Here is a 21,908-nt window from a genome sequence, read left to right on the forward strand (position 1 = left end):
TTTTTGTATTATTAATGGTCTAAACCAAAATACAATCAAGATGAAATTAATTTTACTCATATTAAACCTAGTACTATTGAACTCTTGTGGAGCATCTAAACAAGAATCGCTAACAAATAGTAATGAGAATGCTATAAATAGAGAAAAAGTGACGTTATCAGGAACTTATAAAATAGTAGCCATTGATGAAAACGATACATTACCTGACGATTTGACCATTTCCTTTGATAATAAAGGAAATAAAGTATCAGGATATTCTGGTTGTAATCAATTTATGGGTGATTATACGTTTGAAAATGATTCAATTGCCTTTGGACCTCTAATGTCTACAAAACGATTTTGTATGGACAGTATTAATGCAATTGAACGAAAAATATTAAGTGCATTATCTAAAACCCAAACATTAGTTTTTGCAAATGAAGAGTTGAGTTTTATGAGTGGAGACACAGTGGTATTAAAAGCTTCTAAAACCGAAACAAAATCTAATAAAGTTGCACAAGAAAGCGATTATATAATTGAGTACTCTGCAACTACAAGAGGATTTCATAATTCATTAAAATTGCAAAATGGTATTATGACAACTCTTAAAGGAATGGATTTAAAAGAAGCTAAAAAAACGTGTTCTGAAGAAGACTTAGCTACTTTAAATAAATTGATTCAAGAATTGGATTTAGAAAAAATAAACACACTAGAAGCACCTTCAAAAGCTCATCAATATGATGGTGCTCCAATAGGACGATTAATGATTGAATGTAAAGGAAAAACCTATCAAACACCTGCGTTTGATGCTGGAAACCCTAATAAATATGTTGCGCCTTTAATTGAAAAATTATTGGCTATTGCCGAAATGGGTAAATAATTGAAAAGCTGTATAACTATTCGTATTTTTGCATAAAAGAAAGACTGTGACAATACAAGAGATACAAAACGAGATTATAGACGAATTTTCAATGTTTGATGATTGGGAAGAACGTTACCAATACATGATAGATTTAGGTAAAACACTTCCACTGATTGATGCACAATACAAAACCGACGATTTTATTATAAAAGGTTGCCAAAGTAAAGTTTGGGTACATGCCAATTTAGAAGCAGACAAAGTTGTTTTTACAGCAGATAGTGATGCTATTATTACCAAAGGTATTATCGCTATTTTAATTCGTGTATTCTCATACCAACATCCTAAAGACATCATAGAAGCTAATACAGATTTTATTGATGAAATTGGACTAAAAGAACATTTATCACCTACTAGAGCTAATGGTTTAGTAAGTATGATAAAACAATTAAAAATGTATGCAGTTGCATACCAAACACAATTAAATTAATATGGAAACCACAATAGATACAAACGCTTTAGGTGAAAAAATAGTAAAGGTTTTAAAAACTATTTTTGATCCTGAAATTCCTGTAGACATCTACGAATTAGGTTTAATTTATGACGTTTTTGTTAACGAAGATTATGATGTAAAAATCTTAATGACTTTAACAACACCTAATTGTCCTGTTGCTGAAACATTGCCTTTAGAGGTTGAAGAAAAAGTAAAATCTTTAGACGAAGTAAAATCTGCTGAAGTAGAAATTACTTTTGATCCGCCTTGGAGTCAAGATTTAATGAGCGAAGAAGCCAAGTTAGAACTTGGTATGCTTTAATAAGGTTTTATAAATGCCAAGACGTACGCCTACTTCATTAAAAGACGATAAAAAAACTAATCTTAAGTCGTCTTTTAATGCGCTTGTTTATATTCCTAGGTTTTTTAGAGAAATCTGGAACGTAAACAAAAAACTTTTTATACTTGCTGCCTTTTGCAGATTAATTGGCGCATTGCTTCCTGTTATCATTTTATGGGTTGGAAAACTCATTATAGATGAAATTATTCTTCAAACCTCATTAGAGGTTACAGATTACACCCAACTTTGGACCTATGTTGCTGTAGAATTTACCCTAGTTATTTTATCAGATTTGGTAAGTCGTGCTATTTCATTAACTGATGGTTTACTTGGTGATGAATATAATATTGCAACTTCGGTTACTATTATAAAAAAGACCAATCAAATTAACATTAGCCTGTTAGAAGATGCCGATTTTTACGATAAGCTAGAACGTGCCAGAACACAAACCACAGGTCGTGTTGGTCTTATGTCTAACGTGTTAGGACAAGCACAAAGCGCCATTTCTATTGCAACACTTGTGGCAGGTTTAATTTATTTTGAACCGTATTTAATCATCCTGTTGGTGTTGAGTATAATTCCGTCGTTTATTAACGAAGTTCGCTTTAGTCAACAACAATATTCATTGGCTAAAAGCTGGACAGCAGAACGTAGAGAATTAGATTACTTACGATTTATTGGTGCCAATGATAAAACAGCAAAAGAAATAAAACTTTTTGGACTTACAGATTTTGTTGTAAATCGGTTTAAAAATCTTTCAGAAGAATACTATGAACTCAACAAAACCCTTGCTATAAAACGTTCGGCTTTAGGTTTTGTGTTTAACGTTTTGGGTTCATTAAGTTATTATGGTGCTTATGTGTTTATCATTTATCGTGTGCTTTCTGGCGCTATTACACTAGGTGAACTTACGTTTCTTTCTGGGTCTTTCAATAGGCTTATGAAAAACCTTCAAGACTTCTTTTCAAAATTCACACGTATTTCTGAAAGTGCTTTATACCTTAAAGATTATTTTGATTTTGTTGATATTTCTGTGGCTTCAAAAACCAAAGAAGATGTGCCATTACCAAAACAAATTAAACAAGGTTTTGAGTTTAAAGACGTGCGTTTTTCGTATCCAGGTTCTGAAGTTGAAATATTAAAAGGCATTTCGTTTACATTACAAGCTGGTGAAAAACTAGCGTTTGTCGGTCAAAATGGTGCAGGAAAAACCACATTAACCAAACTGTTATTACGTTTTTACGAACCAACTTCTGGAGAAATTTTGTTAGATGGTATTAATATAAATCGCTTTAATAAAGCCGAATACCAAGAGTTTTTTGGAGTGATTTTTCAAGATTTCTTTAAGTATGAATTTACTGTAAAAGAAAACATTGCTATTGGAGATATTGACGAACTGAACAATCAAGAAAAAATTGAAAATGCTGCCGAATTAAGTTTAGCAAATGATGTGATTTCAGAGCTAAAACACGGTTACAATCAACAATTAGGAAAACGTTTTGTAAACGGCATGGAACTTTCTGGTGGACAATGGCAAAAAGTAGCTTTAGCAAGAGCGTATATGAAAAATGCCGAAGTAATGATTCTAGACGAACCTACATCAGCACTTGATGCCAAAGCTGAAAGTGATGTGTTCACAAGGTTTATTGGACTTACCGAAGGAAAAACAAGCATTATTATTTCGCATAGATTTAGTACAGTTAGACAAGCCGATAGAATTTTGGTTCTAGAAGAAGGTCGTGTTCTTGAAATAGGAACTCACGAAGCGTTGATGGCAAACAAATCGTTATATGCTGAATTATTTACACTTCAGGCAGAAGGTTATCAATAGCTTTCAACATATTAAACACTCGATTATCGAGTAAAACAATTTATCTTTGTAGTATGGCAGAAGAAATTATAAACAGAGTCGCAAATAGTAAACTTGTTACTATAGATTTGGAAGACTACTATCCAAAAGGGCAACGCGTGTTATTTGATATAAAAGACTGGTTGTTTCAAGAACTTATTTTAAAAGAATTTGATTTTAGAGCTTTTGTTAAGGAGCACGATTGGTCACAATATCAAGATGCTTATTTAGCATTAACCTGTTCGGTAGATGCGATAATTCCATCTTGGGCGTATTTACTTATTACATCACATGTTTCGGCTTATGCCAAAAAAATTGTAGTTGGTGATTTGGTGACTTTAGAAACAGCAATTTACCAAGATATCATATCGCAATTAGATGTTTCTGACTATTCTGAAAAACCTCTTATTATAAAAGGATGTGCCAACAAACCTATCCCTGAATCTGCTTACACATTGCTTATTTCAAAATTACAACCTATAGCAAAATCTATTATGTATGGTGAAGCTTGCTCAACTGTACCTTTATATAAGAAAGGTAAAATGTGACTTTTGTAATAAAGTTGAGTCTAAGAAAAAGACTATTTTTGTACAGTAAAAATTTGATTTAAAAAGAAGTATAATGAAGAAACTATTATTTACAATTGCTTTAATTACAGTAGCGTTTACAACTAACGCTCAAACAATGGAAGAACTAAAGGCTGAACAAGCAGCAAAAAAGGATTCGATTGTAGCTATACAAGGTAGAGTTAATGCTCTACAAGCTCAAATTGATGCGCTTCCAGGATGGAGAGTAGGTGCTTTTGGTACAATTGGAGGAAGCATTTCTAACTTTAACAATTGGTATGCACAAGGAACACCAAATAACTCATCAGGTAGTATAGGTGTATCTTTTAACGGTTATGCTAATTTAATTCAAGAAAAATATTTCTGGAGAAATGCATTAACTGCAAACCTTAACTGGATTAAACTTGATGATAAGGATACTGATTTAGATGATGATGATTTTAACCCAACAACAGATGTGTTTAACTTGTCATCTTTATATGGTAGAAACATCACCAACAAATTAGCAGCTTCTGCATTATTAGAATACAGAACGACACTTTTAAACAATTTTAACGATCCTGGATATTTAGATGTAGGTGTTGGTTTTACTTGGACTCCTGTTGATAATTTAATAGTTGTTGTTCACCCTTTAAACTACAACTTTGTATTTGCTGATAATGATGCAATTTTTGATTCATCTCTTGGTGCTAAAATTGTAGCAGACTATACAAGACAAATAGGAGCTGTAAGCTTTAAATCTAACTTATCAATGTTCCAAAGCTACAAGAGTTCAGACCTTTCTAACTGGACATGGACAAACTCTTTTGGTTATACTCTATGGAAAATGATTGGTGTTGGTTTTGACTTTGGTTTAAGAAGTAACAAACAAGAAGCGTTAAACTATGCTTTAGGTAATTTTGATCCTTTATCTGGAGATGACGAGCCTTCTTTTGGCAATGTAGATAATGATTTACAAACCTATTGGACATTAGGATTAAGCTATAAATTCTAATTGAAATTGAATATAAAATTAAAAAGCACGCTAACTAGCGTGCTTTTTTTATGATTCGAAATCTTCGTTGGAATAATCTGGATACAAAAAGTGATTGTAAGGGAAGCGTGTGATATGAATTTTTCTAACTTCATCATAAACACGTTTTCTAAAGTCTTCTAGGTTCTCTTTATTCAATGCAGAAATAAACAAAGCATAATCACCTATTTTATTCATCCAAGTGGTTCTCCACTCTTCAAGAGAGTAATGTGCTTTGGTACGTTCTTCCATTAAATCGTCTTCATCAAATGGTTCGGCTTCATAGGCATCAATTTTATTAAACACCATTATAGTAGGTTTGTCAGAGCTATGAATTTCATCTAATATTTTATTAACCGATTCAATATGCTCTTCAAAATTAGGATGCGAAATATCGACCACATGAAGTAATAAATCAGCTTCTCGAACTTCATCTAAAGTACTTTTAAAACTTTCAACTAATTGAGTTGGTAGTTTTCTAATGAATCCTACTGTGTCTGTCATTAAAAACGGAAGGTTTTGAATAACTACTTTTCTTACAGTAGTGTCTAGCGTTGCAAACAGTTTATTTTCGGCAAATACTTCACTTTTACTTACAACATTCATTAAGGTAGATTTTCCAACATTGGTGTAACCTACAAGTGCAACTCTAACCATTTGACCTCTGTTACCTCGTTGTACAGACATTTGTTTGTCAATGGTTTTTATCTTGGCTTTAAGCAACGCAATTTTATCACGTACAATACGTCGGTCAGTTTCTATTTCGGTTTCACCAGGACCACGCATACCAATTCCTCCTTTTTGTCTCTCAAGGTGAGTCCACATTCCTTTAAGTCTAGGTAGCAAATACTCGCATTGAGCAAGCTCAACCTGTGTTCTTGCATAACTGGTTTGTGCACGTTGTGCAAAAATATCGAGAATTAAATTGGTTCTGTCCAAGACCTTGCAGTTAAGTATTTTACTTATGTTGCGCTCTTGGGCTGGAGATAATTCGTCATCAAAAATTGCGGTACCAATTTCATTTTCATTAATAAATTCTTGTACGTCATTCATTTTACCAGACCCAATAAAAGTTTTTGGGTTTGGCATATCCATTTTTTGGGTAAAACGTTTTACCACTTCGCCACCAGCAGTATAGGTTAAAAACTCAAGCTCATCGAGATACTCTTTGGATTTCGATTCGTCTTGTTCTTTAGTAATTACACCTATTAAAACTGCTTTTTCTAACGTTATGTCCTTTTTTTCTAGCATATATTAATTTAAAGCACAAAGTTACACAATTGTTTGCAGTTTAATTTTCTTATTTTTAGAGCTTCCTTTAGTCTATTCTTTTAAGCAAAACCACATTCAATGCAATACACGATAGCGTTTTATAATATTGAAAATTTATTCGACATTCATAATGATCCATTTACTAATGATGATGATTTTTTACCAACTTCGGATAAAAGATGGACTCAAAAAAAATACGATAGGAAAATTTACAAAATTGGATCGGTAATTTCACAGATTGGAACTGATGAGAATACTACACCTCCAGCAATTGTTGGTTTAGCTGAGGTTGAAAATAAACGTGTATTAAAAGATTTGCTTGCGAGTAAAGATTTGCAATCCATTAATTATGATTATGTGCATTATAATTCACTTGATGAACGAGGAATAGATGTTGCTCTTATATATAATAAGGATGTATTTACTGTAAACTCTTCAGAAACCTTCAATGTTTTCATCACAGATGAAGATGGTGAAATAGATTTCACTAGAGATGTTCTTTTGGTTTCTGGTATGTTGGGAGAAGAAGAAATACATATTATAGTTAACCATTGGCCATCAAGAAGAGAAGGTGAAGAAGCATCATCATATAAAAGAGTGTTGGCTGCTCAAAAGAATATTGAAGTTGTTAACCGTTTAAAACAAGAGAATCCTAATTCAAAAATTATTGTTATGGGCGATTTTAATGACAACCCAAATGATGATAGTGTTGAAGAGTTAGTGGCAGGTGCAAACCTTTATAATCCAATGCAAAATTTAAGAAGCATTGACAAAGGAAGTCTTAATCATGATTTTAATTGGAATGTTTTTGACCAAATAATGGTATCGATAAATTTTCTTGAGACTAAACCAAATACATTAAAATTTTCTGACGCCAATATTTTTGACTCAAAATTTTTAACACAATATAATGGTAAGTATAAAGGTCAGCCTTACAGAACTTTTGTTGGAAAAAAATACAAAGGCGGATTTAGTGATCATTTTCCAGTATTTATTGAGTTAAGAAAAACAGATTAAAAAAGTGCTTAATCATTTTATCGGAGATAAATGCATTTAATCTATTATCATAATGTTAATGGGTTGTTAAGATACTTTTTTTTTATCTTCGGTAGCTTATCAGGTATTGCTTAAATACTATGATTGTTTATAACCCCAGATTAATTTTTATAAACATAGTATTAAGGTATTAACAATCAATATCTTGAGATTATATAAAATAATTTGTTCAATTATTAACTGCTAAAACCAAATGAAAAAAATTACTATTTGGCTAAGTTTAAGCTTTTTGTTGGCATTTTGCCAAACATCAATAGCGCAATTTAGCTGCGATTCCCCTATTATGATAACCGATGGTTATACAGCTGACGGGATAACTACACCAGGAACAGCTGGAATTGAAGATTGGAATGACCCAAATCCAGATTCATGTACTTCAAATGCATTCTACTGGGATGACGATGTGTACCTTTTTGGGTATACCGCTGGAGCTAACGATGAAGAAATATCTATGACTATTTTTACCAGAAATGGTTGGAATGGTATTGGGATCTTTTCTGATTGTAACGGTACTGCTCTAGAAGGGTGTTTAGCATCTGCAAGTTCAACAACAGGTAATGTGTCTCAGACAGTTTTAGCAAATGTTGGAGCAGGTGAAACCGTTTACATTGCAATTGGGCAATGGGGATCACCAAATGACTTAGATTTTGATGTTACAGCGTTTAATGCTGTAGAATTAGTTGACCCTCCATCTTGTTCTACTTTTACCACTCCAGTTGACGATTCGATTGATGTACTTGAAGATACAGCTATCAATTGGACTCAAGCTACTGGTGGAGCAACAGGATATAGAATTTCTATAGGAACATCTACAGGAGGTGTCGATATTGTAAATGACCTAGATTTAGGCAATGTGTTAACTTATACACCAAGCACTCCGTTAGCTTATAGTACTGAGTATTTTGTTAATGTAACACCATATAATTCTAATGGAGATGCTCAAGGATGTGCTGAGTTAAGTTTTACAACTAGAGAAGAGCCACCAGCAGGTTCTATTTGTAACAACCCAATAATGGTAACCACACCATTACCTTATGTAACAACAGATGATACTTCTAATTATGGAGATGATTACACTGGAGGACCAGGAGCTAACTGTGGTTCAACTTCAGGATATTTAGGAGGAGATGATGTTGTGTATTCATATACACCAGCAGTTGATACTTCAATTGATATTGCATTATCAGGTGTAGGCACTTACACAGGTATCTTTGTATATACAGATTGTGCTAATATAGGTTCGCAATGTGAAACAGGAGCTGTAAATGGATTTGCCGGAGGAGATATGCTGATAGATAATTACACTGTTACAAGTGGAACAACCTATTATATAGTAATTTCAACATGGCCATCGCCTCAAAGTACACCATATACATTAACAATTACTGAAAACACTTGTGTAGACGCTGAGGCAATATTTTCAACGGTTAGCGATTGTGCTAATGGTGATCAATTTTTAGTAGAAGTTGATTTAACTAGTTTAGGTTCAGCAGGAACAATTACAATTAGTGACGATCAAGGTAGTACACCACAAACAGTTGATGCTGTAGGAGTTTATACTTTTGGTCCATATGCACACGGTACACCAGTTATCATGACAGTAGCAAACGATGATGATTCAAACTGTACATTGGTAAGTGCTAGTTTAACTGAGAACTATTGTTTAGACAATATCGTAGATTGTGCAGTAGGACCAGTAAATACAACATTCTGTTACTTTAATAATATAGACGATGATCCATCAGTAGCAACTTTTAGTTATACAAGTACAGATGGTAGCCAATTGAACCTGACGATAAATGCAGGTCAAATGGAAGGTTGTTGTGATGAATTAGTTGTAATAGATTCAGATGGGACAATACTATACAACCAAAATACACCAAACCCAGCAGGATTGACATTCCAATCTTCTGGAGATACAATATCATGGTATGTTAATTCAGATGTCTCAGTAAGTTGCGAAAGCAATGGTTATACACCATTTGATGTTACAGTTGCTTGTGCAACTTGTGAAAATCCAGAAGCTACTTTTTCAACGGTTAGCGATTGTGCTAATGGAAATCAATTTTTAGTAGAAGTTGATTTAACTAGTTTAGGTTCGGCAGGAACAATTACAATTAGTGACGACCAAGGCAGTACACCACAAACAGTTGATGCTGTAGGAGTTTATACTTTTGGTCCATATGCTCATGGTACACCAGTAATAATGACAGCAGCAAACGATGATGATTCAAACTGTACATTGGTAAGTGCTAGTTTAACTGAGAACTATTGTTTAGACAATATCGTAGATTGTGCAGTAGGACCAGTAAATACAACATTCTGTTACTTTAATAATATAGACGATGATCCATCAGTAGCAACTTTTAGTTATACAAGTACAGATGGTAGCCAATTGAACCTGACGATAAATGCAGGTCAAATGGAAGGTTGTTGTGATGAATTAGTTGTAATAGATTCAGATGGGACAATACTATACAACCAAAATACACCAAACCCAGCAGGATTGACATTCCAATCTTCTGGAGATACAATATCATGGTATGTTAATTCAGATGTCTCAGTAAGTTGCGAAAGCAATGGTTATACACCATTTGATGTTACAGTTGCTTGTGCAACTTGTGAAAATCCAGAAGCTACTTTTTCAACGGTTAGCGATTGTGCTAATGGAAATCAATTTTTAGTAGAAGTTGATTTAACTAGTTTAGGTTCGGCAGGAACAATTACAATTAGTGACGACCAAGGCAGTACACCACAAACAGTTGATGCTGTAGGAGTTTATACTTTTGGTCCATATGCACACGGTACACCAGTAATAATGACAGCAGCAAACGATGATGATGCTAACTGTACATTGGTAAGTGCTAGTTTAACAGAAGAATATTGTCTAGATAATATTGTTGACTGCGACTTAGGGCCAGTAAACACAACATTCTGTTACTTTAATAATATAGACGATGATCCATCAGTAGCAACATTTACTTATACAAGTTCAAATGGACTACCTCTTAACCTTACAATAAATGATGGTCAAATGGAAGGTTGTTGTGACGAGTTAGTTGTTATAGATTCAGATGGAACAATACTATACAACCAAAATACACCAAACCCAGCAGGATTGACATTCCAATCTTCTGGAGACACAATATCATGGTACATTAACTCAGATGGTTCAGTAAGTTGTGAGAACAATGGTTACACACCATTTGATGTAACAGTTGCTTGTGCAACATGTATAAATCCTCAAGCAACCTATCAAGTAGTTGATGATTGTGATAATGGTGATCAGTTTTTAATTGATGTTAACGTAACATCTTTAGGAGACGCTAACTCATTAACTATTAGTAATAACATTGATGCAACAACTGTTTCAGTGCCTTCAGAAGGAGTTTACCAAATTGGACCATTCCCTTTCTTAGTTGATGTTGTGGTAACTGTAAGTAGTGATGATGATGTTAATTGTGTAATTAATAGCTCACCAATTCAGTTATTGGCTTGTCCACCTGAAAACGACAACCCGTGTAATGCTATAGTGGCTAATGTAAATGAGGATAATTCATGTGATTTAGTAACAGCAGGAACTATAATAGAAGCAACACCTTCTGGAGTTCCAGATGGCGAATGTGGTGGTGACCCAGACGATGATGTTTGGTTCCAATTTACAGCATTAAACGAAGTTCAGCTGATTTCAATTACAAATATCACAGGAGGAACTACAAACTTAGATCATGGACTTTACGAAGGAACATGTGACGGTTTAACCGAGTTATATTGTTCAGCAGACACAGCAAGTGTAACACCTGAATTAGTTGTAGGAAATACATACTATATTAGAGTATTCTCAGGAGGTTCTGTAGGAGAAACAAGTACTTTCGATTTATGTATTAAAGATGCTCCAACAAATATAATCTGTGAAAATGCTGAAAACTTCTGTCAAGAAGGTGGAGCATTAGTAACTTCAAATATTATAGGAATTCCAGACCCTAACGATATTGCATGTTTAGGATCTGCACCAAACCCTACATGGAACATCATTCAAATTGGAGATCCAGGATTAATAGAAATTGAAATTTCTCAAGTAGATGATAATGGTAATGGTATTGATGTAGACTTTGTACTTTGGGGACCATTTGAATCAGTTGCAGATTCTTGTACTGAAATAGCTTTTGAAGATTGTCCTTCTTGCCCAAACAATACAAGTAACCCTGACTTTTACCCATTTGGTAATATAGTTGATTGTAGTTACTCTTTTGTTTCAGTAGAAAACTTAACAATTGATAATGCTCAAACAGGAGAAATATACATATTACTAGTTACTAATTTCTCTGACGATCCAGGAACAATCTCAATTAGTCAAACTAATGGAGGAGATGATGGAGACGGTAACGTAACAGCTGAAATAGAAGTAGATTTAGGACCAGATCAAAGTTTCTGTGGTTTCCCTTCTTACGATTTAGTTGCAGACTCTCCATTTGCTGATAGATATGAGTGGTATTGTGATGGATTCATAATAGAAGGAGAAGAATCTTCTGTTTTAACAGTTACTGAGTCTTGTACTTATACTGTTATTGCTTATGATGATCAATGTGATGCACAAGCTCAAGATCAAGTAACCGTTGTTTTCGGATTAGAGCCTGTTGCTAACCCTGTAGATGATATTGTAACATGTGACGATGCTTCAGGAGACGAAATCGAAGACTTTGATTTAGAAATGCAAACTGCAGGAATATTAGGAGCTCAAGATCCTAGTTTATTTAATGTAACGTATCACTTGACGCTTACTGATGCTCAAACTGATACAGGCGCTTTAACATCTCCATACACTAACATATCTAACCCGCAAACTATTTATGTAAGAGTAGAAGATGCAAATCCAGATGCTTCTTTCTGTTTTGCGACAACAAGTTTTGATTTAATAATATCAGGACCAACACCAACAGCAACAAGTATAGATATAGAAGCATGTGATGATAATTCAGGTGATGGTATTGAGGATTTCGATTTAGCAGCTTATGATGCTGATATATTAAATGGTCAAGACCCAACGGAGTTTACAGTTACTTATCATGAAACTGAAGCAGATGCTGAAGCAGGTCAAAATGCTATAGATACTTCTTCACTTTACACAAGTGACTCACAAACTATTTATGTAAGAGTTGAAAGCAATTCAGCATTTGATTGCTACTCTACTACTAGTGTAAATTTAATTGTGCTTCCTATTCCTGTTGCAACATTTAACACGGCAGATGTTGATTATGAGGTTTGCCCTAACGCAACAGTTCCAATAGAAATAGCATTAATCCCTCAAGGGTATTCTGAGTCAGATGTTACTGTTGAATGGTATCAAGATGGAGGTCTTATTAGTGGTGAAACAGGATTAACCTTACCTGTTTTAACACAAGGTCTTTATACAGCAATTATTACTTATAACGATTCTAGTTGTACTTACGAAGTATCAGAAACAGTTATAGAATTAGAGAGTTGTGTAATACCAGAGGGTATTTCCCCAGGAGTAAGTCCAGGACAGAACGACACATTTGATTTAAGTAGTTATGGTGTAACACGATTAGAGATATTCAACCGTAATGGTGTATTAGTATATTCTAAAGATAACTACACAAATGAGTGGTATGGACAGAGCAATAGTGGAGATGAGTTACCAGTAGGTACTTACTTCTATACGATGATCTATGAGAATGGAGCAAAGAAGCGTAGTGCTTGGGTATACATCAACAAATAAGACTAACCGAAATTAATCTAAGAACATGAAAAGACTCACAATACTAATACTAACGCTCGTAGGCTTTCAGGTCTTTGGGCAGCAGGATCCACAGTACACACAGTACATGTATAATATGAACGTCATTAACCCAGCTTATGCAGGCTCAAGGGAGAATCTAAGTTTTGGTTTACTGTACCGTACGCAGTGGACAGGATTAGAAGGAGCACCAAAGACAGGAACATTCTTTGGTCACCTTCCCGTAGGCGAGAAAGTAGGATTAGGGTTATCGATTATATCAGATAACATAGGTCCAGTAAACGAGACCAATGCTTATGCAGATTTCTCGTATACACTTCGATTAGGAGGCGAACACCGCTTGGCGTTTGGTGTTAAGGCAGGCGCAACGTTTCATGATATAGGACTCACAGGTCTTGATGTCGTGGACCCTAACGATCCTTTCTTCTCGGAGAACATCAATAGTGTGACACCCAACATAGGTGCAGGAGCATTTTATTATACAGACCATTACTATTTGGCAGTATCTGTACCTAATATTTTAAATTCGGTACACCTTGATGCCAATGGTTTTGAGTTAGGCTCAGAAGTTAGCCATTACTTTATAACAGGAGGATACGTGTTTGACTTATCACAAAATACCAAGTTGAAGCCATCATTTTTGGTGAAGTCAGCCTTTGATGCACCAACCTCTTTTGATGTAAACTTAAATGCGTTGTTTTATGATAAGTTCGAGATAGGAGCCTCTTATAGACTTGACGATTCATTTTCAGGGCTTATCAATTTTGCGATTACCCCATCGCTACGTATAGGTTATGCTTATGATAGTGTTACTTCAGATATAAAGAGGTATGCACCAGCATCGCATGAGTTCATGTTATTGTTTGACCTTAACTTCCCTAAGAAGGTATCACGATCACCAAGATATTTCTAACCATTCAAGCCAAACCAAAGATGAAAAACATACAAAAATATTTATTGATAACCTTGCTGAGTGGATTAAGTGTAACAGCTCAGAACAAGGACACCAAGAGAGCAGACAAGCACTTCAACAGGTTTGAGTTTGTTGAGGCAGCAGAAGAATATTCAAAGTTAGTAGAAGACGGAAAAGGCGACAGTTATGTATACGGTCAATTAGCCGAGTCTTATTACAATGTATTCAATACAGAGGAAGCAGAACGCTGGTACGCCAAGGCACTGGAGAGCAGTGACAACCCAGAGATGATTTTTAAGTATTCTCAAATGCTTAAGGCCAATGGGAAGTACGAAGCGTCTAATGTACAAATGGCTAGATTTGCAGAGATGCGTCCAAGTGATGATAGAGCCATTGCTTATAAGAAGAATCCAGACTATCTACCAAAGATATTAGAAAAAGGCAAGAAGTTCAACATCCAGAACATGGGCTTTAACAGCAAGTATTCTGACTTTGGAGGAACGCTACAAGATGGTAAGCTGTACATTACATCAGCAAGAAACACCTCACGTAGAACCTATGGATGGAACGAAGAGCCATTTTTAGATATTTATGAAATGTCAAAGAATGCAGATGGAACCTATCTAGCAGCAGCATTAGTAGAAGATAAAGTAAACACAAAGTATCATGAAGGAGTAGTATCATTTTCCCCAGATGGAAACACGATGTACTTTTCAAGAGAAAGTTTCTTTGAGAAGATGTATGAGAAAGACTCTATCACCAAAAATAGATACAGTGTACTGCAATTGTTCAAAGCAACTAAAGAAGGGGATAAGTGGAGCAATGTAGAAGGCTTTGCAATCAACAGTGAGAACTACTCGGTAAAAAACCCATCAGTAAGCGCAGACGGAAAGACATTATACTTTGCATCTAATATGCCAGGTGGCTATGGTCTTTTTGATATCTATAAGGCCAGCATCAACGACGATGGCACATTAGGAGAAGCAGAGAACCTAGGGCAGAAGGTAAACACCCAAGGTCAGGAGATGTTCCCTTATATAAGCAGTAACGGAACGCTGTACTTCTCATCAAACGGTCACTTGGGCTTAGGAAACCTAGATGTATTCCATACCAAGGAGATAGATGGTAAGATGGCACCAGTTAGAAACATAGGAGTGCCAATCAATAGTAATGCTGATGACTTTGCATTTAGATTAGATGAAGAAAGCGGAGAAGGCTTTGTCTCATCAAATAGAGAAGGTGGAGTAGGAAGCGATGATATTTATGCTATTAAGAAACTACAACCATTATGTGATGTACTTATCACAGGAACAGTAACCGATTCAAAGACAGGTAACCCAATTAACGCAGCATCAGTAACGATGTATGATAGTAAGGGGAATAAAGTATTGTCAAAAGTAACCGACTCAGACGGTACTGTAGAGTTCATTGTAGAGTGCGGAGAAGGTTCAGCCCTTGAGGTGTCTATGGACGGATATGAGAGTAAAAGAGTAACAGTAGAAGGCTCAGAGGAAGAAGAAGTAGCAGTAGCTATAGCACTAGATCCAATAGAAGAGATAGTGGCAGTGGACAGAGTAAACTTAGACCCAATTTATTTTGATTTTGACAAGTCTAACATTACCTCACAGGCAGCATTTGAGTTGGATAAGCTGGTACAGGTGATGCAAAAGTATCCAGAGATGGTTATCTCAGTATCGTCACATACAGATAGTAGAGGGTCAGCATCATACAACATGGCCTTATCGGACAGGAGAGCAAAGACAACAGTATCTTATGTAGTCTCTAAAGGGATAGACAGATCAAGAATAACAGGATCAGGCAAAGGAGAGAGTGAGCCTAAGGAAGACTGTGGATCAGGATGTACAGAGGAACAACACCAGATGAACAGAAGGTCAGACTTCATCATCGTTAGTGGTGGACCTATGTAATATTGCTTTAAGTAAAAAATAAAAAAAGCTCTATCGTAAAAGATAGAGCTTTTTTTATGAGATTTTTACCAGAAATAGTATGGCAATAGCTATGGTTACAATTGGTAAAAGTATTAATGAGACAATACTATATTGAGGATTGTTACTCTTTGTTTTAGTATTAAGAATTTTTCGTTTTTTGCCACTATAGTACATCCAATTTCTAAAATAAAGTGCTATTGAAACTAAGATAAAAAGTGTCCAAGCTTTAGAGGATGACATAGTATTTACTTTCATTTGGGCTAAGAATTCAGAAAAGAAAATACCTAAAAGCAATACTAATGAACATTGTACTAAAGAAATGTAGGCAACACTAATTGTGTTTGAACGCTGTTTATACCTTTTTTTAATTTGATTAAAAAAGGAAAAGAATAAAGTATCAAAGGTTGTCATTTATTAAATATAAAAAAACCTGCTAAATAATTTTAGCAGGTTTTTAATAAGTTATCTAGCTTAATTAATCTACAGATATTTTTACATTATCAACATGTAATGTCATATTTTGGTTTGATGTATCACTTCCTGTATATCTAAACGCTATATAAGCAGTTCCTGTATAAGAAGAAAGGTCTACAGAACCAGAGCTTACCCAAGTAAACCATGTATCAAAATCTACAATATAACTTTTGTCTACTGTTAAAGTTGTCCAAGTTGCAGTTGTTACTCCATCTTCAGTACCATCAAAATCAGTTGAGATTAATACTTCTAAAGGGTCATGACCTGCATCAGGATAAGCATGCTCAGTTGCAAAAGTAAATGTTTCACCTGTTTGAGCATCCATATCAATTCCTGGAGTGATTAACCAAGCAATATTAGAAGAGTCTCCAGAGTTATAAGGATTAAGCTCAGCATAACCGTTTCCAGAATATACTTGCTCAGTCCAAACTACACTACCAGCTTCAGCATAGTTAATCCAACCATCAATATTAAGTTCAGTATTATCGATTGCCGAACCAAATCCTTCTTCAAAAACAGGATCGCAACGTTGATCGTTAAAGTCAATATCACTAGTATCATTAAGGCTTAATACTATTTCATCTCCTCCGTAAGTTTGGTAAACAACTCCTGAAATAGTTCCTCTGAATTCAGTTGGAACAGGTAAGTCAGAAAAACTTGCAAATGAGCTAGTAAATACATCAAATTCATAACCTGATTCACAACTAGACATTGCTCTTTGTGTATCAAAATCATCATAAGGATCAACAAATGGTCTACCTTCTAAATCACTTAAAAACTGCATGTTTTCTAAAGATACAAACATTCCTAAGTGTGAAGAGTTAATGTCTGAAGGATCTACAACTAAAGGAACAATGGTTTCAGTAACATCAGATCTAAAAATATAGTCAGGTACCATCGCAGCTGTTATTTCAGTTACTTCATCGCCATCTTCTAATCCAATACTTAAAAGTTCATTAGAGTTTTCTCCAATGTATAATCCATTTAAAGAAACATAAACTTCTCTACCCTTATTAAATTGATTGTATGAATCAACTTGATTTAAAAGTATACCTATTGCTGCTGTAGGGTTTTCAGGTGCATCTTGCATGTAAAACTCTTTATAGAAATTTCCTGTTAAATCTGAAGAAGATACATAACCTTTTACAACAATGTTAGATTCTATTGCAGTAGGTGCTCCATTATATAAGTTTTTTACATCTGCAATACTCATCATTGACCAGTTGTCTGACATAGCTACAGAATCTAAAATACGTTGAAGACCTAAGTTTTCTTCAGTTCCTAAATTACTAGGAATAGTAAAGTCGTCATCTTCTACACATGAAGTAATAGTAAATAATACCATTAAGCTTAATGCGTACGTTAATAATTTGTTTGTTTTCATAATTTGTTAATTAATTTTATTTAATTTTTCTTTTTCTAGAATCTAAAATACACATTTACAAAGTAGTTAGTACCACGACCGTACCAATATTTTGGTCCAAACACTCTTTTTGGGTTTGCAGTGTCGTCTCTAAGCTCTCTATAATTAGCGTTTCTACCTTGTTCAAAACCTCCAGTTTTGTACTCTTTGTCCAATAGGTTACCTACACTTGCAAAGAAACCAATGTAGTAATCGTCAATTTTCCAAGATTTTCCTCCTATAAGGTTAACTACCATATAATCGTCAAATTCTTCTTGTTTTAATAACTCAGTAGCAATAGCTTCATCATAGTCATTAAATGGTAATCCATCAGCATCTAAATAGAAATTTTCAGTTCTTGTTAATGGATTAATATCTAAGTATGCGTTTGAGAAAAAGTTTGCTGTTGCACCAAACCACCAGTAGTCTGGATCACGATATTCAAAACCAATTGAAGCAGCACGTTGTGGTCCTCCAGCAATTTTATAATCTTTTAAGTTAGCTTCTCCGTAAGAGATTGAACCATCTTCTGAAGTGAAACTAGCTGATGTTAAGTATAAATTAGGATTGTTATCGTATGTGTATTGTCCTACTGAAGCAGCACCTTTTAACTTAATAGTAGGTGTTACTTGCGCTTCAATACCAAACTCTGCTCCTATATGTCTTTTATCTATACCTTGTAATACTTCTTGAACAAAAGCAGAAGTTTCGTTATCCTGAATATCAAAACCACTTAAACCATCAGCATAGTAAAAAGACACTTCGTTAGCATCTTCTATTTTTGAATAGAAACCTGTAAGTCTAGCTTTTACAATTGGAGATCTAAAAATATAACTTGCATCAACTGAGGTTACTTTTTCTTCTTCAATACCTCTTACGATATTATGGTTTTCTCTTGAGTTAGAGTACGTGTTTCTTAAAGAAGGTGCTCTTGTAATGTAACCAGCGTTAACATCAAATAAGTGTTTACCTGTAATTTTATAGGTAAATCCACCTTTAGCACCAAAACCAGTAAAAGATAGTTTTTCACCTTTACCGTATGAACCGTCTCCAGCAAATCTACTGTGTTCCCAAAGACCTTCTCTTTGGTATTGTGTGCTTGTTAAACTACCAGCAACATAAAAATCAACTTTGTTGTATTTAAATTGCGCTTGAGCATAACCTGAAACGATATCGGCATGTAAGTTGTAGTTATATCTAAACTTGTCTCCTTCACCTACACTACGGTCAGGGTTTTGAGCATCAAATTGATAACCATCAAAAGCATCTACGTTTAAAGCTCCAACAGTAGAACCTAAAACATCAATGATTTCACCAAAATTTTCTGATTTTAATTTTCTGTAATTAACAGAAGCATTTAATAATATATTTTGAGAAAGCTCAGAACTTAAAATAGTATTAGCTGTAATTTGCTTGTCGTCACTTCTGTCTTCATATAAAACATAAGCAGCATTATCACCATTAATATTATTGGTAAGGTTGGCGTCTATAATTCTGTTCCAGTCTAACTGACCATCGTTAATAAATTCTTGTTCAGCTGTATAAGCACCTGCATAATCAGGACCATCATTATCTGCTAAAAAGTAACTTGGTAGTTTTTGGTAATAAGCAGGACTTGGGTTAGCTCCACCTGAGAAATCTAATCTACTATTTCCTAATTTACCAAATTGGTAAGCAACATTTGTGTTTAAAGATGTTTTGCTGCTAATATCCCAATAGTGGTTTAACATTAAAATTGGTTCTTCAACTTCTTTTACACGAGAGTTACGCTTTTCACCATCTAAATAACCCCAATATTCATTATACTTAATTCCTTTTAAGTCATAAATTTCTTGTGTGTTAGGAGAAGATTTTCCTCTTCTGTTAGGCGCATAAATTGAAGTAAAGTTTATGCTGTGCTTGTCATTTATTTTTTTCTCTATAGAAGCAAAAAATGAATTAGCATCATATAGTGTTGCATCTTGGAAACCTTCATTTCCCCAACGTCTTCCTACCATAAAAGTGTAAGCCCAACCACCTTTTACTAAACCAGAAGCATAACTAGCCATTAAACGGTTAGTATAACTTCTATTTGAAGATGAATACGTAACACGAGCACCTTTTCTGTAGCTAGAAGCTCTTAAATTAATATTAGTAGTCCCTAAAACACCACCAAAGTTGTAAGCAGAAGGTGTTAAACCAGTAGTTAATTCTTGGTTACGTAACACATCATTAAGTCCACCCCAATTACTCCATTGTGGTCTTCCGTCAAAAACTTTGTTCATTTCAATTCCATTAAGTAATATGGAACCGTTTTCAGAATCTAAACCTCTTACTCTAAAGAAAGAAGAACTAAATTCAAAGGCAGCAGTACGCTGAAAGATGTCTTGCGATGATTGTAAAAGACCAGAAATGTTGTCGGCAGCACTGGTATCATCGTTTAACTCATCGTCAGAAAGAGTGATAGTAAATAAGTCAACAGAGTCAGAGACATCAATATCTAATGTCATGTCTGTAATATTTACTGTTCTTCCTTCATTTACTACAATAGGATATCTTTTAGTAGTATATCCATTTTTTGAAATTCTTAAAACTTGCTCACCTAGTGGCACGTTTGAAGAAAATGTAAACTCACCAAGAGCATCTGTAGTAGTTGTTTGTTGTGTTTCTTCTATTGTAATCGTTACACCAGGAATTGGTTCAGATGTTACTGCATCTTTAACACTACCTTTTACAATTGTGCTTTGAGCATACATTGTAAGAGATGAAAAAATTCCAAATAGAAAAATTAATAAACTTTTTTTCATACTAAATTTTAAGTTAATTGTCTTGTCTACATTAAATAATTATTATTTAAGGCGTGCAAATTTACATTATTTATAATAAATATATACTTTTGGCCTGAGTTTTGTACTCATATTAATGATAACATAACATAGCTATAAATGAAATACTTGAAAATTTGTGCTGCATTACTACTTGTAGCATCTTTTTTTACCGCTAATGCGCAAGAGAAAAAGAAATTTAAAATTCACACAGTTGCTTTTTACAATTTAGAAAATTTATTCGACACTATTAATGACCCATTAAAGTTTGACGAGGCGAGTCCAATTATGGAAATGAGCGCTAACAGACAAGAGGTTTATGAGAAAAAGGTTAAAAATATGGCGCGAGTAATTTCTGAAATTGGTGCAGATGTTACAGGAAACGCTCCAGCTATTATTGGTGTTTCTGAAATTGAAAACAGAGATGTACTTGAAGATGTTGTTAACGATCCTCAATTATTAGATAAAGATTATGGTATTATTCATTACCATTCACCAGATGCTAGAGGAATTGACGTTGCTTTATTGTATCAAAAAAAGTTATTCAGACCAATAAGCACAAGTTCTCACGAGTTGAAACTCTATGATGATATTAGTAGAAAACGTGTGTATACTAGAGATCAACTTTTAGTGAGTGGAGAATTAGATGGCGAGTTAGTGCATGTTGTGGTTAATCACTGGCCTTCTCGTAGTGGAGGTGAAGCACGTAGTAGACCAAAGCGTGTTGCAGCAGCTAAACTTAGTAAGCGTATTGTAGATTCGCTTCAGTCTATCGATCCTTATGCTAAAATATTCATCATGGGCGATTTAAATGACGATCCTACCAATGAAAGTGTAAAAAAGGTTCTTAAGGCTGAAAACAATAAAGACAAAGTAAAACTTAAAGGAATTTATAACCCTTATGAAGATTTTTTCAAGAAAGATGGCTTAGGAACAACAGCATATAGAGACGCATGGAGTTTATTTGACCAAATTTTGGTTACTAAACCTTTAATTGAAAAAGATTACAATTCATTTAGAATGTACAAAGCAGGTATTTTTAACAAAAACTACTTAACTAATAAATATGGACGTTATAAAGGATATCCATTAAGAAGTTTTGCCGATGGTGGATTTACCGATGGCTTTAGTGACCACTTCCCAGTATACGTTTATGTCATTAAAGAAGTAAAAGAATAAGAA

The 21,908-nt window shown here is 34.4% G+C and carries 15 protein-coding genes; 11 read left to right on the top strand and 4 right to left on the bottom strand.

Annotated elements, in window-relative coordinates:
- Nucleotides 1–40 precede the first annotated feature (40 nt).
- From OD803_RS11950 to OD803_RS11975, 6 genes are all read left to right on the top strand, one after another.
- Nucleotides 41–859: an META domain-containing protein gene (locus tag OD803_RS11950; RefSeq protein WP_262733570.1), complete on the top strand. Its 819-nt coding sequence runs from the start codon at nucleotides 41–43 to the stop codon at nucleotides 857–859.
- A gap of 46 nt (nucleotides 860–905) precedes the next feature.
- Entirely contained in the window at nucleotides 906–1,328 is a 423-nt protein-coding gene (locus OD803_RS11955) for a SufE family protein (RefSeq protein ID WP_262733571.1), read from the top strand.
- Nucleotide 1,329: 1 nt separating this feature from the next.
- The gene (locus OD803_RS11960) at nucleotides 1,330–1,653 is read left to right on the top strand and encodes a DUF59 domain-containing protein (RefSeq protein WP_262733572.1); all 324 of its coding nucleotides are present in this window, start codon (nucleotides 1,330–1,332) and stop codon (nucleotides 1,651–1,653) included.
- Between the two features lie 13 nt (nucleotides 1,654–1,666).
- On the top strand, nucleotides 1,667–3,502 hold the full coding sequence (locus tag OD803_RS11965) for an ABC transporter ATP-binding protein (RefSeq protein WP_262733573.1): 1,836 nt from the start codon (nucleotides 1,667–1,669) through the stop codon (nucleotides 3,500–3,502).
- A gap of 53 nt (nucleotides 3,503–3,555) precedes the next feature.
- Complete coding sequence (locus OD803_RS11970) at nucleotides 3,556–4,068, top strand: DUF2480 family protein (RefSeq protein ID WP_262733574.1); 513 nt, start codon at nucleotides 3,556–3,558, stop codon at nucleotides 4,066–4,068.
- A gap of 73 nt (nucleotides 4,069–4,141) precedes the next feature.
- Nucleotides 4,142–5,080: a DUF3078 domain-containing protein gene (locus OD803_RS11975; RefSeq protein ID WP_262733575.1), complete on the top strand. Its 939-nt coding sequence runs from the start codon at nucleotides 4,142–4,144 to the stop codon at nucleotides 5,078–5,080.
- A 48-nt stretch (nucleotides 5,081–5,128) separates the two neighbouring features.
- Here the strand turns inward: OD803_RS11975 and hflX are convergent, their stop codons facing one another.
- Nucleotides 5,129–6,349, bottom strand: a complete 1,221-nt coding sequence (gene hflX / locus OD803_RS11980) for a GTPase HflX (protein WP_129759935.1) — start codon at nucleotides 6,347–6,349, stop codon at nucleotides 5,129–5,131.
- Nucleotides 6,350–6,448: 99 nt separating this feature from the next.
- On the opposite strand from hflX, the gene OD803_RS11985 reads away from it, so the two are divergent.
- The 4 genes from OD803_RS11985 (at nucleotide 6,449) to OD803_RS12000 (ending at nucleotide 16,025) form a co-directional block, all read left to right on the top strand.
- On the top strand, nucleotides 6,449–7,387 hold the full coding sequence (locus OD803_RS11985) for an endonuclease/exonuclease/phosphatase family protein (protein WP_262733576.1): 939 nt from the start codon (nucleotides 6,449–6,451) through the stop codon (nucleotides 7,385–7,387).
- Nucleotides 7,388–7,619: 232 nt separating this feature from the next.
- Nucleotides 7,620–13,166 (top strand): gliding motility-associated C-terminal domain-containing protein, encoded by a 5,547-nt coding sequence (locus OD803_RS11990; protein WP_262733577.1) that lies wholly within the window; start codon nucleotides 7,620–7,622, stop codon nucleotides 13,164–13,166.
- 25 nt (nucleotides 13,167–13,191) lie between these two features.
- Nucleotides 13,192–14,097, top strand: coding sequence for a PorP/SprF family type IX secretion system membrane protein (locus OD803_RS11995; RefSeq protein WP_131506506.1), 906 nt, complete (start codon nucleotides 13,192–13,194; stop codon nucleotides 14,095–14,097).
- A gap of 20 nt (nucleotides 14,098–14,117) precedes the next feature.
- On the top strand, nucleotides 14,118–16,025 hold the full coding sequence (locus tag OD803_RS12000; protein ID WP_262733578.1) for an OmpA family protein: 1,908 nt from the start codon (nucleotides 14,118–14,120) through the stop codon (nucleotides 16,023–16,025).
- A gap of 54 nt (nucleotides 16,026–16,079) precedes the next feature.
- Here OD803_RS12000 and OD803_RS12005 read toward each other — a convergent pair whose 3' ends face one another.
- The 3 genes from OD803_RS12005 to OD803_RS12015 form a co-directional block, all read right to left on the bottom strand.
- Entirely contained in the window at nucleotides 16,080–16,457 is a 378-nt protein-coding gene (locus tag OD803_RS12005) for a hypothetical protein (RefSeq protein WP_129760806.1), read from the bottom strand.
- Nucleotides 16,458–16,521: 64 nt separating this feature from the next.
- Nucleotides 16,522–17,904, bottom strand: coding sequence for a DUF5689 domain-containing protein (locus OD803_RS12010; RefSeq protein ID WP_262733579.1), 1,383 nt, complete (start codon nucleotides 17,902–17,904; stop codon nucleotides 16,522–16,524).
- Between the two features lie 35 nt (nucleotides 17,905–17,939).
- On the bottom strand, nucleotides 17,940–20,708 hold the full coding sequence (locus OD803_RS12015; protein WP_262733580.1) for a TonB-dependent receptor: 2,769 nt from the start codon (nucleotides 20,706–20,708) through the stop codon (nucleotides 17,940–17,942).
- A gap of 138 nt (nucleotides 20,709–20,846) precedes the next feature.
- Here OD803_RS12015 and OD803_RS12020 point away from each other — a divergent pair, with 138 nt between their 5' ends.
- Complete coding sequence (locus OD803_RS12020) at nucleotides 20,847–21,905, top strand: endonuclease/exonuclease/phosphatase family protein (RefSeq protein WP_262733581.1); 1,059 nt, start codon at nucleotides 20,847–20,849, stop codon at nucleotides 21,903–21,905.
- Nucleotides 21,906–21,908 lie beyond the last annotated feature (3 nt).

Origin of the sequence: Gaetbulibacter sp. NE (assembly GCF_025548475.1) — a bacterium.
GTDB lineage: Bacteria > Bacteroidota > Bacteroidia > Flavobacteriales > Flavobacteriaceae > Gaetbulibacter_B > Gaetbulibacter_B jejuensis.

Excerpts from the sequence above, each read along its gene's own strand:
- OD803_RS12015 (WP_262733580.1), bottom strand. The coding sequence starts at position 20,708 with ATGAAAAAAAGTTTATTAATTTTTCTATTTGGAATTTTTTCATCTCTT.
- OD803_RS11975 (WP_262733575.1), top strand. The coding sequence starts at position 4,142 with ATGAAGAAACTATTATTTACAATTGCTTTAATTACAGTAGCGTTTACA.
- OD803_RS11995 (WP_131506506.1), top strand. The coding sequence starts at position 13,192 with ATGAAAAGACTCACAATACTAATACTAACGCTCGTAGGCTTTCAGGTC.
- hflX (WP_129759935.1), bottom strand. The coding sequence starts at position 6,349 with ATGCTAGAAAAAAAGGACATAACGTTAGAAAAAGCAGTTTTAATAGGT.
- OD803_RS12005 (WP_129760806.1), bottom strand. The coding sequence starts at position 16,457 with ATGACAACCTTTGATACTTTATTCTTTTCCTTTTTTAATCAAATTAAA.
- OD803_RS12000 (WP_262733578.1), top strand. The coding sequence starts at position 14,118 with ATGAAAAACATACAAAAATATTTATTGATAACCTTGCTGAGTGGATTA.
- OD803_RS11985 (WP_262733576.1), top strand. The coding sequence starts at position 6,449 with ATGCAATACACGATAGCGTTTTATAATATTGAAAATTTATTCGACATT.
- OD803_RS11970 (WP_262733574.1), top strand. The coding sequence starts at position 3,556 with ATGGCAGAAGAAATTATAAACAGAGTCGCAAATAGTAAACTTGTTACT.
- OD803_RS11950 (WP_262733570.1), top strand. The coding sequence starts at position 41 with ATGAAATTAATTTTACTCATATTAAACCTAGTACTATTGAACTCTTGT.
- OD803_RS11965 (WP_262733573.1), top strand. The coding sequence starts at position 1,667 with ATGCCAAGACGTACGCCTACTTCATTAAAAGACGATAAAAAAACTAAT.
- OD803_RS11960 (WP_262733572.1), top strand. The coding sequence starts at position 1,330 with ATGGAAACCACAATAGATACAAACGCTTTAGGTGAAAAAATAGTAAAG.
- OD803_RS11990 (WP_262733577.1), top strand. The coding sequence starts at position 7,620 with ATGAAAAAAATTACTATTTGGCTAAGTTTAAGCTTTTTGTTGGCATTT.
- OD803_RS12010 (WP_262733579.1), bottom strand. The coding sequence starts at position 17,904 with ATGAAAACAAACAAATTATTAACGTACGCATTAAGCTTAATGGTATTA.
- OD803_RS12020 (WP_262733581.1), top strand. The coding sequence starts at position 20,847 with ATGAAATACTTGAAAATTTGTGCTGCATTACTACTTGTAGCATCTTTT.